The organism is Saccharophagus sp. K07, from assembly GCF_014336955.1.
GTDB lineage: Bacteria > Pseudomonadota > Gammaproteobacteria > Pseudomonadales > Cellvibrionaceae > UBA5868.
The window spans coordinates 78,176-90,701 of sequence record NZ_QRAI01000002.1; the positions used below are offsets into that span (position 1 = coordinate 78,176).

General features: G+C 50.4%; 13 protein-coding genes. 7 read left to right on the forward strand and 6 right to left on the reverse strand.

The genetic code is table 11. The features are described 5' to 3' along the window. Positions 1-35: 35 nt before the first annotated feature. Complete coding sequence (glpK, locus tag DWB84_RS06815; RefSeq protein ID WP_187409040.1) at positions 36-1,514, forward strand: glycerol kinase GlpK; 1,479 nt, start codon at positions 36-38, stop codon at positions 1,512-1,514. 36 nt (positions 1,515-1,550) lie between these two features. Here the strand turns inward: glpK and DWB84_RS06820 are convergent, their stop codons facing one another. Further along, on the reverse strand, positions 1,551-2,165 hold the full coding sequence (locus tag DWB84_RS06820) for a hypothetical protein (RefSeq protein ID WP_187409041.1): 615 nt from the start codon (positions 2,163-2,165) through the stop codon (positions 1,551-1,553). A 274-nt stretch (positions 2,166-2,439) separates the two neighbouring features. Here DWB84_RS06820 and DWB84_RS06825 point away from each other — a divergent pair, with 274 nt between their 5' ends. Beyond that, a complete protein-coding gene (locus tag DWB84_RS06825; RefSeq protein ID WP_187409042.1) occupies positions 2,440-2,868 on the forward strand; it encodes a VOC family protein in 429 nt (142 codons plus the stop codon). A 173-nt stretch (positions 2,869-3,041) separates the two neighbouring features. Then, positions 3,042-3,215: a YqaE/Pmp3 family membrane protein gene (locus DWB84_RS06830; RefSeq protein ID WP_187409043.1), complete on the forward strand. Its 174-nt coding sequence runs from the start codon at positions 3,042-3,044 to the stop codon at positions 3,213-3,215. Positions 3,216-3,238: 23 nt separating this feature from the next. Here DWB84_RS06830 and DWB84_RS06835 read toward each other — a convergent pair whose 3' ends face one another. The 3 genes from DWB84_RS06835 to DWB84_RS06845 form a co-directional block, all read right to left on the reverse strand. Then, complete coding sequence (locus tag DWB84_RS06835) at positions 3,239-3,412, reverse strand: hypothetical protein (protein WP_187409044.1); 174 nt, start codon at positions 3,410-3,412, stop codon at positions 3,239-3,241. A 128-nt stretch (positions 3,413-3,540) separates the two neighbouring features. After that, positions 3,541-4,293, reverse strand: a complete 753-nt coding sequence (locus tag DWB84_RS06840; protein WP_187409045.1) for a class I SAM-dependent methyltransferase — start codon at positions 4,291-4,293, stop codon at positions 3,541-3,543. Between the two features lie 120 nt (positions 4,294-4,413). Next, the gene (locus DWB84_RS06845) at positions 4,414-4,866 is read right to left on the reverse strand and encodes a hypothetical protein (protein WP_187409046.1); all 453 of its coding nucleotides are present in this window, start codon (positions 4,864-4,866) and stop codon (positions 4,414-4,416) included. A gap of 319 nt (positions 4,867-5,185) precedes the next feature. On the opposite strand from DWB84_RS06845, the gene DWB84_RS06850 reads away from it, so the two are divergent. Continuing rightward, positions 5,186-5,479, forward strand: a complete 294-nt coding sequence (locus DWB84_RS06850) for a DUF378 domain-containing protein (protein WP_187409047.1) — start codon at positions 5,186-5,188, stop codon at positions 5,477-5,479. 65 nt (positions 5,480-5,544) lie between these two features. On the opposite strand, the gene DWB84_RS06855 is transcribed toward DWB84_RS06850, so the two are convergent. Then, positions 5,545-5,778 (reverse strand): hypothetical protein, encoded by a 234-nt coding sequence (locus tag DWB84_RS06855; protein ID WP_187409048.1) that lies wholly within the window; start codon positions 5,776-5,778, stop codon positions 5,545-5,547. A 121-nt stretch (positions 5,779-5,899) separates the two neighbouring features. Further along, positions 5,900-6,337, reverse strand: a complete 438-nt coding sequence (locus DWB84_RS06860) for a VOC family protein (RefSeq protein WP_187409563.1) — start codon at positions 6,335-6,337, stop codon at positions 5,900-5,902. Between the two features lie 197 nt (positions 6,338-6,534). On the opposite strand from DWB84_RS06860, the gene DWB84_RS06865 reads away from it, so the two are divergent. The 3 genes from DWB84_RS06865 (at position 6,535) to DWB84_RS06875 (ending at position 12,524) form a co-directional block, all read left to right on the forward strand. Continuing rightward, positions 6,535-7,827 (forward strand): glycosyl hydrolase family 8, encoded by a 1,293-nt coding sequence (locus DWB84_RS06865; protein WP_187409049.1) that lies wholly within the window; start codon positions 6,535-6,537, stop codon positions 7,825-7,827. A gap of 357 nt (positions 7,828-8,184) precedes the next feature. After that, a complete protein-coding gene (locus DWB84_RS06870; protein WP_222868074.1) occupies positions 8,185-11,697 on the forward strand; it encodes a response regulator in 3,513 nt (1,170 codons plus the stop codon). Then, positions 11,697-12,524 carry a protein-glutamate O-methyltransferase CheR gene (locus tag DWB84_RS06875; protein WP_187409050.1) on the forward strand — a complete coding sequence of 276 codons (828 nt, stop codon included), beginning with the start codon at positions 11,697-11,699 and terminating at the stop codon, positions 12,522-12,524. Before DWB84_RS06870 ends, DWB84_RS06875 begins: the two co-directional genes overlap by 1 nt. The last annotated feature ends 2 nt before the right edge of the window (positions 12,525-12,526 follow it).

The following is a 12,526-nucleotide window of genomic DNA, read 5'->3' on the forward strand; positions in this document are numbered from 1 at the left end:
AGGTGATACACAATAAAAATAACGGAGATCACACTATGTCGAATTTAATTTTGGCGATCGATCAGGGAACAACGAGCAGCCGTGCCATGATATTTGCTCCCAACGGCACTGTAATAGCAAAGGCGCAGCAGGAATTTACCCAATATTATCCGGCCAATGGTTGGGTAGAGCACGATCCGGAAGAAATTTGGCAAGTGACCGCAAAAGTGTGCCGTGAAGCTCTGGCGCAACTGGAAAATCCCGAGCAGGTGGTGGGCATTGGCATCACCAATCAGCGGGAAACGGTTGTGGTCTGGGATAAAAAAACCGGCGAGGCGGTGTATCCCGCCATTGTCTGGCAGGACAGACGCACAGCGGAAATCTGTCAAAAACTCCAACAACAGGGTCGCGAAGAATTCATCAATGATAAAACCGGCTTATTGTTGGACCCTTATTTTTCCGCGACCAAAATTGCCTGGATTTTAGAGCGCACCCAAAACGGCCGCGGCCGTGCACGACGCGGCGATTTGGCGTTTGGCACTATAGATTCCTGGCTGATCTGGAAATTGACCGGTGGTGAAATGCATGTAACCGATGCCACTAATGCCGCGCGCACCATGTTATTCAATATTCACACCCAGCAATGGGATAAGGAATTGCTGCAATTATTCAATATTCCGCAAGCCATGCTGCCGCAGGTTTTGGATTGCGCCGCAAATTTTGGCGAGGCCAAAGCGGGATTGGGGCGAATATTGCCGATCGCCGGTGTGGCAGGCGATCAACAAGCAGCAGTGGTAGGGCAGGCGTGTTTTGCCAAAGGTATGGTGAAAAGCACTTATGGCACCGGCTGTTTTGCTTTGATGAATTTGGGTGCGACCGCCATTAAATCCCGCAATCGGATGTTGACCACAGTGGCCTACCGCATCGGCGGTAAAACCACCTATGCCTTGGAAGGTTCGATTTTTATTGCAGGAGCAGCTGTGCAATGGTTGCGCGATAAATTGGGCATTATCCGCAATGCGGCAGAAACAGAAGGGCTGGCGCGCAGTCTTGAATCAAATCGAGGCGTTTATATGGTGCCTGCTTTTACCGGCTTAGGTGCGCCTTATTGGGACCCGGATGCGCGCGGCATTTTATATGGATTAACCCGCGACACAGGCAAAGCGGAAATTGCCCGCGCGGCACTGGAAGCGGTTTGTTATCAGACGCGTGATTTATTTGAAGCCATGGCAGAAGACGCAGGCCATCGCCCCGCGACTTTGCGCGTCGACGGCGGTATGACCGTCAACGAATGGTTGTTGCAGGCGCTGGCGGACATTGTCGATGTTCCGGTGCAACGCCCGGCGATGATTGAAAGCAGCGCCTTGGGCGCTGCGCGTTTGGCAGGACTGCAATTAGGTTTGTATCGCGACCTTGAGGATTTGGCGAGCTATTGGATAGCGGATCGTTCCTGCCAACCGCAATTAAGCGCGAGTGAGCGCCAGCGTCGGGTGAGTGGCTGGCAAAATGCAGTAAAAAAATGTCGGGTTGAATAATCAGAAGATGTTTGCCACACGGCAAACATCTTTGCGTTAAAGATAAATCCAGCCGCGATTGGCTTGATCCTTGGAAAATTTCCAATGACGTTCCAGCACAAGCGCACCAGGGAAAACCTGATTCGCTTTGGTTTTGGCAACATCGGCAAGGCCCGGAATAAATAACTGGTGCAATCTCAATTCTGAAATATGGTTGTGTGCCGTCATTTTCACCGCGCCGAGACCGTCGTTCATCGGCTGCACAACGTGATTCCCCAATCCTTTGTAAGCAAGTAAAGGTTCACGCACAGTGGCGCGAATCAGTGTGCCCATATCGCTCCATTCCGGCGGGACACAACACAACAAGCGGGCGGCCATAGGTACAGCAATATTTTTTTGCTGCGCGAAATTAAAAATTCTCTCAAATTCCCTTTTATGAACCCACCAACCGCCCGTGGCCGCATCTGTCAATTTGGCTGAACCCGCCGCAAAGCGATACAGCGTCGCGCCAGTGCGAAGTTCTTCGCGTTGTGGATTAATCATTCCACCGGTTTGAGGATAAATCAGCGGCTTTCCATCGGGGCCCACAATGGCGGCTGAAGGACGGGTGTTTTTCCCCAAAGCTTGCATGCGGCTGAGCGGATTGTTAAACGCGGCCTGGTTTGCATACATCGCAGTCTCTCCGTAGTGTTCGAAACGAGCGGCAACGCTAAACCAGTGCAAGGGTATCTGTAAAGTGGGCGCAAAATTTGTAGTAGATCTGTACTCGGGAAAATGTGCCGCCAGAGCGAAGACGGAATTTGTTAATTTTTGTTAAACGCGCGCTAATGGCCTTTCCCCTCGGTTGCGGTGCAAGAATGCCGAGTGATAAGTGTGATAGGAGATATCCAAAACACGGAATTCCAATCTGTTGCTTAACACGCTACTGAAGCGTTGCGAGGAGATTATGGAAACACAAGAGCTGCATCGAGGAAGATTGATCGATCATATTCAGTTGGTGGTGCGTGATATAGCCGCATCAGAAAAATTTTACAGTGCCGTTATGTCTGCCCTGGGTATTCCTATTAGCGGCCGCGGAGAGGGGTATTTTTGGGCAGATGAGTTGTTCGTCTCTTCACCCGACAATCCTGCCGCTCAGGGGCTGTTAACCGGCAGGCACCATTTGGCGTTTCAAGCCAAAAACCGGGCAGAGGTGGATGCTTTTTATAAAGCGGCCTTGGCCAGCGGCGGCACAAGTAACGGCGAACCGGGCGAGCGGGACTATCATCCGGGCTACTACGCCGCGTTTGTGCTCGATCCGGACGGCAATAATATAGAGGCGGTATACCACGGCGAAGCCAATCGCAGCGCGCCGTCGGTCTATATTACGTTTTAGCAAGGTTGAGCTAGCGCCTTTGAAATGCCTGCAGACGCATATTAATGCACCAGCGGAGCGCATGTGGTGCTTCGTACAGATGGGGCAGTGGTTTTGACTAGAATCTCGGATGTGTATGAGAGCCGGGCGCACGAGACAATTCGAATCGAACCACAATAAGTGAGGAACACAGTATGCCGTTAACCATTACCGATCCCATCAAATTGATATTTGCGATCCTGCTGCCTCCTTTGGGTGTGTTTCTGGAGGTAGGTTTTAAAGGCCCTTTCTGGATCAACATCATCTTGACCCTGTTGGGGTATATCCCAGGGATTATTCACGCGCTCTATGTGATTTTGAAACATTGAGTACGCCGCACATGGATTGTGCGTCAGCTCCGCTCTTTTGCCTTTTCTTTGTTTTTCTGCGTTTGAAAAAATCGCCGTCTCGCAGAGCCGTGCAGTTCTAAACGGTCCGCTTCTTCTTTAATTTTTTTGGATTTTTCCTGCATGGCAATCCAATTGGCGGTGCGGCGTTCCCATGTGCGGTCGTTGGCTATTTGCATAAATACCTCTACTCAAATATATCGCAAAAAACGCAGCGCTCGGCGGATTTTTGACAGCAGTCTGCTAGTACACTAGAGGACGCAACAATTAGACCAGGGCGAACCTTATCTATAGACCAGACATGAACTTAAGCGGCTTTAACCGCGCAAAACACCACGTTACCGTTTTCGCCCTGCCATTCTCGTAAGCGTGCGAAATCGTGTTCCAGTATCTGCACTTCGAATCCTTCGTTTTCCAACATCTGCCGAATATTGATAATGTTGACGGCGGTCATGGAGTGTTTTTCTTGATAGTGACGCTGGCTTTCGCCTGCCGTCTCACGAATATCGATATGCAAATCTAGATCATCGCCTTCGCCGCTGTAGTGCCAGCGAGTTTGAAAACGCAGCTGATTATGGTTGGGTAGAGTTAAATAGTGATAATGGCCGTCATCGTTGGCTATGCAATCTTTATCTACCGCATCAAAACAAAACACGCCGCCAGGGGCGAGGGCGGCATAAATATTTTTAAAGGTTTTCTGCAGCGCGGCGACGGAGGAACAATAATGAATTGAATATAAAAAGCAGCTGATCAAATCCATCGAATTATGCAAATCGATCTCACTCATATCGAGACATATCAGATTTGCCGAAGGGCAGCGGTCAGCTGCCATGTCCAACATATCCTGGCTGATATCCAATCCATTACAGGAAAATCCGGCATCGGAAAAATGCGCTAACAACATGCCGGAGCCGCAAGCCAAATCCAGATACTGTTTGCCCCCGTTGCCCCAAAGAGAATTGGCCCGCAATACAAAGTCGCATTGCTCGTGGTAATCGATATTTGAGCAGAGCAGATCGTAATAATGCGACAAATCAGCGTAGAGAGAAGGGGAGGACATCAGAACACACCGGGGAAAAGCGGAGACCAACAGAGATAAGTGAAGACAAAGAGGGGCGCACTGTAAAGGTTTGCCAGAGGATAGGCAAGCTGCGCCCCGCTAAAGAAGGGCTTAGGGTGATTAAATATCTTCTAAACGATTCGCGCTCTGCACCATCTGCAATAGGGTCTGTTCTTCCTGCTCGACCAGTTGGGTTAAGACTTCCCGAGCGGAACCCTGCACAAAATCCTCAAAATGGTCATATAGCCGGATGACTCGGCGGTGCTGTTCCTCCAGCTCGTGCAAAATGTCGCCCGTTTCCATGGTTGCATATGGATGGTTGCGGCTGTCGTGTTTGGAGGGATGAAATTGTTCCTTATATTCGCTGATAAGTGTATTCAGCGCATTTTCCGGTGCTTTTTCCCGAAAGCGTTCAACCAGTTCTTCCAACTGATTTTCATGACCAGCCAAATATTCCAACAGCATACGCGAGCGCTCATTAGTTGTTGCCTTTGCGGCTTGTTGGAATCGCTCCGCCATTTCGCGATGAAACTCCTGTGTCCAGATCATCAATTCATTCAGTGTTTTTGACATAGTTTCCTCAGTGTTCACCTGTTGCGATTACGGTGCCGCGACCCGGCTGGTTTCTATTGCAATTCTAAGATGAGTTAGCAAGGTTTGTTCCGATAGCAGTTTGCCTAAGATCCGTCGCCAAATTGCAATATTTTTTTGTCGTTAATGGCAAGCTCGATGTAATAATTTCTACAACCTGCGGTTAAAAGCAACTTTTGTCGTGCTTATGCCGCATTTTTGTTCGGTATGGTCGTTGGTTATTGGTGGCACAGCCATTGCCTTTACTAGGCGTAAGTAAGATGTTCCGAATTAAAAACAATAATTTTTGGAGGAATCCATTATGGCTACAACGGCGCATATTCCAGAACGACGCGTAATTCCGGACCGCCGCGCAGGTAATTTGGCTCGCAGCCGCATGAGCACTTTGGACCGTGTGGCTTTGGTCTTGTTAATTGTCGGAGGAGTTAATTGGGGGCTTGTTGGATTGTTTAGCTTCGACTTGGTTGCAGCGATTTTTGGGCCTATGAGCTTATTGTCTCGTATTGTGTATATTTTGGTGGGAGCTGCTGCGCTTTATTCAATTTATACCACGGTAAAATTATCCTCAAATAAGCCCTATAATCCGAATCCGTAGCCTTAATTTCCATCCAATAATATTGTAAAGAGCCGTTTTTACGGCTCTTTTTTGTGTGCGTATGTTCAAGGTCGCGAATGACCGCCGTGTATGCCCGTCATTCGACTCAATAGCATCTGAAATTCTTCCTGACTGATATCCACTAATTCCACAACCCGGCCATACAGCATGATGGTGGGTACATTGCGCCCGCCCATTTCTTCCTGCGCTTTTTTCAAACAATACAGAATAATGCGCTCTTTGCGCGTCAGTCCGTCGCGTACGTCCGGAATATTGCTGATATCGATAATGTTGGTCATAGCTATAGTCTTTAACTGCTCGACCAACACTGAGGCGGTGAGCGATAACCTAAGGATGTGTTTTCGTGACGCCTATTAGAGTTTAGATGCGGGACGCTGTGCAAGATGTGATGCTGTTCTTTTATCCAAACCTTTTTGCACCCGTGTAATTCAGCATCCATTGGGTACCAAATTTGTCACTGCAGATTGCGTAACATTCGGCCCATTCCGTTTCCTGTGGAGTCATTTCCACACTTCCTCCCTCACTTAACGCGGCAAATAGTGTGTTGGTCTCTTGTATGGATTCAGTTTCCAGGTTGATGTAGAAATTATTGCCTCGGACAAATGGTCTACTCCATGAGACCACTGAATCCGTGGCCATCAGTGAAACATGTGGGCCGAGTGGCAAGACGATATGGGCGATTTTGTCCAGCTCTTGTTCCGCCACACCCATTGAGTTACCGGGAAAATCACGAAATCGAATCACACTTAAAAATTCTCCACCAAAGACACTGCGGTAGAAGTTGAATGCCTCTTCGGTATTGCCTTGGAAGTTGAGATAGATATGGGTGCTGATCATCAAAGTGTTCTCCATCGGTGAATGATTACCTGTTATCGGTATTCACTAGTCGCAGCAGCCTAGGCCAGATCGACAGTAGGATTAATACGGCAAAAAGTGGCACAGGGCGTGTGATTTGACTTAACGGAGATGTGGCATATGCTCATTTTAACAATATGCAATTGCCGACGAATAAGACGCTATTCCGGGAATAGATTATGTTTTTAAGGCGGGTGGAAGCCGTTAAGGCCATCTTCTTTATTGCGATTTGCCTAGCACCCTGGGTTGGCTACACCAAGCCTGAGGCTGGCAAAGCCGCGGCTGACGCGTCCGGTCGTTCACCCAATCTGTTGGTGGGATTAGGTTTATCGCCTGCGGAGATTGAGGCCAGATTGGAAGCAGACTACCAGCAGCTGTTCCATGGACGGCCAGACGACCAGCGGGTGTTCTATCCGGCGGGCAAAAATGCCGATGGCCCTTTGGCCTACATATTCGACGTTGCCAATGAAGACGTGCGCTCTGAGGGTATGTCCTACGGCATGATGGTCGCGGTGCAACTGGATAAAAAAGCGGATTTCGACGCCCTGTGGAACTGGTCCGTCACCTACATGTACCACAGCAATAAAAAGCATCCCGCCTCTGGCTACTTTGCCTGGTCACTCTCGCCCGGCGGCGTGCCCAAAGACGAAATGCCTGCGCCGGACGGTGAAGAATATTTCGCCACAGCGCTTTATTTCGCCGCTGCCCGCTGGGGCAATGGCAAAGGCATCTACGACTACAAAACCTGGGCGGATAGGATTCTCACCAGCTTGCTGCACAAGCCGCTGATCAAGGGATCACTGCAAAATGGCGAGGTGAAAAGCGCTGGCAATCTTTTCAGTCTGGAGCACGCCATGGTGCGCTTTACACCGGACGGCATCTATTCCGAGCGCACGGATGCGTCCTACCATCTGCCGGCGTTTTACGAAGTCTGGGCGCGGGTAGGGCCGCGTAAGGATCGGGATTTCTGGCGGCGCGCTGCGGCGGTCAGCCGCGACTATTTCGTCAAAGCCGCACACCCGCTCACCGGCCTGACACCGGATTATGGCGAATTCGACGGCCGTCCCTGGGCTGCGCCCTGGCGCAGGGAATCGGTGGATTTTCGCTACGATGCTTGGCGCACCGCCATGAATTGGTCCATGGATTGGGCATGGTGGAAGAAAGACCCGCGGCAGCAGGAATTGAGCGATCGAATCCAGGCGTTTTTTCACCGGGAAGGGTTGGATAAATACCAGAGCCTTTACAGCCTGGATGGAAAATCTCTCGGTGGCGGACAGTCAACGGCGTTAATCGCCATGAACGCGACCGCCAGCATGGCAGCCACCCATCCGCGCCGCGAGGAATTTGTACAGGCTTTATGGAAGAAAAAAGCCCCGGAAGGGTTCTACCGTTATTACGATGGCATGTTGTATATGTTGGCAATGCTCAATGTAAGTGGCCATTATCGCGATTGGACATTGGAATCGCGCTGATTTTTAGATCCACGGCAGCCTTGAGATAATTTTTTGCGTAAAAACTATTTGTGCGCGTTGCCATCCTGCGTGTCTATGAAGCATTAAGTCTATTTCTTCTTCTGACTTCACAACTCCCGCAAGCTCGCGTTGCGGGAGTAAGTACTTGTTCCGCATAATCCATCCCTTTGTTTCGCGTCCCAAAACTGAGCTGATCCGCCACCTTAAGAGGGTCATCGCACAGTGGCGAAATGCCGGTTGCTCTAGATTCTCTGTATCGTTGGGTGGCGCTCCGTAATGGGCCTCCAACCGTCCATCATCAAGCCTTACAAATACCCTAGCGGGTGTTGAAAAGGCCCTTACAGGCGTTGATAAAAAGTGTCCAAGTCTGAATTGTCCCCCGTTGATCAAGTAGGTTTTCAGCGAATTCTTACCCGCAACGTCGCCATGCCTTTGGTGGCCGGGCTGATCAATGTTGTTTTATTTACGGTTTTGGCAATGTCACTGGTATCTGTGCTGCGCGCAGCCAAACACACAGAAGAAGTGGTCACGCACGCAAATCAGATGGTCAATCTGGCGGGCGATATGCAGGCGGCTTTGCGCGGTTATTTGATTACCGGTGACCAGGAATTTCTCGATGCATTGGAGATCGCCAAAGACGGGTTGGGAGCCGAAATAGACGCGGCCCATGGACTGGTGAAAAGCAACGCAGTGCAAGTGGAGCGCTTGAATAGCATCAGCAATTCGCTGAAAGAGTGGAGTGCATACGCGCAAAACTCGATTGAATTGAAGGACACCAATCAGAATTTTGCTGCATTGGTGCGCACGCGCGGTAAGACGGAAGGAGCGGAATTTCGCCGCGGTATTATTGAATTCAAGGATGCGGAAAAACTGACACTACAACAGCGCAATGACAGTGTGAGTGGCCGGGGAACAATCGCCATAGGACTCTATTTGGTTCTCAGCATTATAGTCACCGCATTGCTGGCTTATTTAGGGCGGCGCGAGCTGCTGGGACTTTCCCGCGTCTACAGCAAAGCCCTGCAAGAAAGCCGCGAGCACACGGAATTGTTGGAACAACAGGCGTGGCATCGCTCGGGGCAAGTGCGGTTAGCGGAAAAAACCATTGGGCGCTTATCCTTACCCGTGCTCGGCCGCATAGTGCTGGATTTTCTCGGTAGCTATATCAATTCCGTGGTGGGTGCCATGTATGTGCGCACGGAAGAAGAGGCCGGGTTGCAAAGAGTGGCAACCTACGGTTTGAGCAAAGAAGCGAGCCAAATTCCGCAAGTGATTGGTGAAAGCGACAGTCTGGTGGAGCAGGCCTTGTTTGCCAACCGCATGATCCAATTGGACGAGGTGCCGGCTAATTATTTAAAAGTAAGCACAGGTCTTGGCGATACTACGCCGCGTTATATTTTGGTGTTGCCGATTACCCACGACGGCTCGCCCAACGGTGTTTTGGAACTGGGTTTTCTGCGTCGTCCTTCGCCGCGTGAATTGGAGTTTTTACAGCTGATTGCCGGCACCATCGGCACCACTGTGGAATCATCCCTGTACCGCCGGCGTTTGCAAAACGCCCTGGAACAAACGCAACAGCTCAATGAAGAATTACAAGTGCAGCAGGAAGAATTGCGCACGGCAAACGAAGAGCTGGAAGAGCAGTCGCGCGTTTTGGAAGAATCGCAAACCATGTTGGAAAACCAGAAGGCAGAGCTGGAACAAACCAACGAAAAATTGCTGGAGCAGGCAACCGTACTCGACGAGAAAAATCGCGCACTCAACGCTATTCAGGCTGCATTGGAAGAACGTGCGGCGGAACTGCAAAAAGCCAGCAAATACAAATCCGAATTCCTCGCCAATATGTCGCACGAGCTGCGCACGCCGCTGAACAGCTCGATGATCCTGGCCAAAATCCTCGCGGAAAATGCCAGGGGCAACCTCGACGAAGAGCAAGTGCAATTTGCCCGCAGCATTTATTCCGCCGGTAACGATCTGTTGAATCTGATCAACGATATTCTGGATATTTCCAAGGTGGAAGCGGGCAAATTGGAATTGCGCCCAGAATATATTGATCTGCGTCGCCTGCTGCAGGATTTGCAGTTGGTGTTTGAACCGCTGGCCATGCAGAAAAAACTGGCGCTGGTAATGGAAATTACCAATTCTGGTTTGCATTCGATCGTAACGGATCGCCAGCGGCTCGAGCAGATACTCAAAAATCTGCTGTCCAACGCCATAAAATTCACCGAATCCGGGCAAATTTCCTTAAAGATCAGCGCAGCTGCCGATGGCCAGATTGCCTTTGCAGTCAGCGACACCGGCATTGGTATAGCGCCGGATCAGCAGGACATTATTTTTGAAGCATTTCAACAGGCCGAAGGCGGCATCAATCGCCGCTACGGCGGCACTGGGCTCGGCCTCTCTATTTCGCGTGATCTCGCCAAATTGCTCGGTGGCAACATTGATTTGCTTAGCACCCCCGGAGCCGGCAGTACCTTCACTTTATATTTGCCCGCCGAATATCAAGAATCCCAGGCGGAAAATCTGCCGCCGGAAAAACCTCAGCCGCAGGTATCCACTTCTGCAAAAACCGCCAGCGCGAGTGCGCCTTATGAATTATCCGCGCACGAACTTGCGGCGCAGAATTCGAATGCGCCAGCGGCGGAACTGTCTTTCGTCGATGATCGCGGAAAGATCGATCCTGCGGGACGTTCCGTATTGGTTATTGAAGATGATGCCGAGTTTGCCCATGTACTTTACAAACTCGCGTGCGACCTCGGTTATCAATGTGTGGTGGCCTTGACCGCCGCCGATGGTTTGCGTCTTGCGTCGGAAATATTGCCGGATGCCATATTGCTCGATCTGGGATTGCCCGATGCCTCTGGTATGACCGTGCTGCAAAAACTCAAGCGCAATTCCACTACGCGCCATATTCCGGTGCATGTGGTATCCGCAGCAGATCGCACCGAGTCCGCCTTGCAAATGGGCGCGGTGGGTTATGCGGTAAAACCCGCGACGCGCGAAAGTCTGCAAAAGATGTTTGAAAAAATCGAAGAAAAACTGACGCGCAAAATGAAGCGGGTTTTATTGGTGGAAGACGACGCGCTGCAGCGCGAAAGCATCCGTCAATTAATTGGTGAGGAAGATATTGAAATCACGGCAGTGGAAATGGGTGGCGAAGCTTTGGAACTGCTGCGCAATACCATTTTCGACTGCATGATCATCGACCTGAAATTGCCGGATATGCAAGGTCACGAATTGCTCAAGCGTATGTCGAGCGAAGTGATTTGTTCCTTCCCTCCAGTGATTGTTTATACCGGTCGCAATCTCTCCCGAGCGGAAGAAAATGAGCTGCTGAAATATTCCCGCTCCATCATTATCAAAGGCGCGCGTTCGCCGGAGCGTTTGCTGGACGAAGTCACTTTGTTCCTGCACAAAGTGGAATCGGATTTATCGGTAGAGCGCCAAACCATGCTGAAAACCGTGCGCAGTCGCGACAGCGCCATCGAAGGACGACGAATTCTTCTGGTAGATGACGACGTGCGCAATATTTTTGCTCTGACCGGCGCCCTGGAACAAAAAGGCGCAACCGTGGAAGTGGCGCGCGATGGTTTTGAGGCGGTGGAAAAAGTGCAAACCATTGCCGATATAGATTTGATTTTGATGGACATCATGATGCCCGGTATGGATGGTCTGGAGGCGATGCGGCGTATCCGCAGCGATCCGCGTTTCCAGAAACTGCCGATTATCGCGATTACCGCCAAAGCCATGAAAGATGACCAGGAGCAGTGTTTGAAAGCCGGTGCGTCGGATTATATGGCCAAGCCCATCGACATAGACCGGTTGTATTCGTTGCTGCGTGTATGGATGCCTAATTTGGAACGTCTGTAATGCCCAAGACCAAAGACGCAACTGTTGATATTGAACTTCCCTTGTTGATGGAAGCTATTTATCGACGTTACAACTACGATTTTCGCAGCTATTCCATGGCGTCGCAGAAACGCCGTGTTTTACACGCGTTGCGCCAACTGAACTGTGCGTCCATTTCCGAATTGCAAGCGCGGATTTTGCACGAGCCGGAGTTTTTCTCACGTTTATTGCAATACCTGACGATTCCCACCACGGAAATGTTTCGCGATCCGGAGTATTTTCTCGCTCTGCGGGAAAAAGTGGTGCCGTTTCTTAAAACCTATCCGTCATTGAAAATCTGGGTTGCCGGTTGCAGTACCGGAGAAGAGTTATATTCACTCGCGATTGTTCTGAAAGAAGAAGGCTTGCTGTCCCGCACTCTTTTGTACGCAACGGATATCAATCCTGCGGTGCTGGAAAAAGCGCGCAAAGGCATTTTTCCTTCGAACCGAATACGCACCTATGCGACGAATTATCGCGCAGCCGGCGGAAAATACTCCTTTTCGGATTATTTCACCGCTGCTTACGATGCGGCGATTCTCGATCGCAGCCTGTGTGAAAACGTGACTTTTGCCGACCATAGTTTGGCGACCGACAATGTGTTTTCCGAAACGCAGTTCGTCAGCTGTCGCAATGTGATGATTTATTTCAACCATGACCTGCAGGAGCGGGCATTGCGGCTGTTTCATGAATCTCTGTGCCATCGCGGATTTTTAGGTTTGGGCAGCAAGGAGAATATTGAATTTTCCGAAGTCGGAAGTCTGTTCGAACCGCTCGATAAACCCTGGCGAATATACCGCAAGAAATAGGC

What these genes read in the sequence shown, in the direction of transcription:
- glpK (WP_187409040.1), top strand. Translation starts at nt 36, where the DNA reads ATGTCGAATTTAATTTTGGCGATCGATCAGGGAACAACGAGCAGCCGT.
- DWB84_RS06820 (WP_187409041.1), bottom strand. Translation starts at nt 2,165, where the DNA reads ATGTATGCAAACCAGGCCGCGTTTAACAATCCGCTCAGCCGCATGCAA.
- DWB84_RS06825 (WP_187409042.1), top strand. Translation starts at nt 2,440, where the DNA reads ATGGAAACACAAGAGCTGCATCGAGGAAGATTGATCGATCATATTCAG.
- DWB84_RS06830 (WP_187409043.1), top strand. Translation starts at nt 3,042, where the DNA reads ATGCCGTTAACCATTACCGATCCCATCAAATTGATATTTGCGATCCTG.
- DWB84_RS06835 (WP_187409044.1), bottom strand. Translation starts at nt 3,412, where the DNA reads ATGCAAATAGCCAACGACCGCACATGGGAACGCCGCACCGCCAATTGG.
- DWB84_RS06840 (WP_187409045.1), bottom strand. Translation starts at nt 4,293, where the DNA reads ATGTCCTCCCCTTCTCTCTACGCTGATTTGTCGCATTATTACGATCTG.
- DWB84_RS06845 (WP_187409046.1), bottom strand. Translation starts at nt 4,866, where the DNA reads ATGTCAAAAACACTGAATGAATTGATGATCTGGACACAGGAGTTTCAT.
- DWB84_RS06850 (WP_187409047.1), top strand. Translation starts at nt 5,186, where the DNA reads ATGGCTACAACGGCGCATATTCCAGAACGACGCGTAATTCCGGACCGC.
- DWB84_RS06855 (WP_187409048.1), bottom strand. Translation starts at nt 5,778, where the DNA reads ATGACCAACATTATCGATATCAGCAATATTCCGGACGTACGCGACGGA.
- DWB84_RS06860 (WP_187409563.1), bottom strand. Translation starts at nt 6,337, where the DNA reads ATGATCAGCACCCATATCTATCTCAACTTCCAAGGCAATACCGAAGAG.
- DWB84_RS06865 (WP_187409049.1), top strand. Translation starts at nt 6,535, where the DNA reads ATGTTTTTAAGGCGGGTGGAAGCCGTTAAGGCCATCTTCTTTATTGCG.
- DWB84_RS06875 (WP_187409050.1), top strand. Translation starts at nt 11,697, where the DNA reads ATGCCCAAGACCAAAGACGCAACTGTTGATATTGAACTTCCCTTGTTG.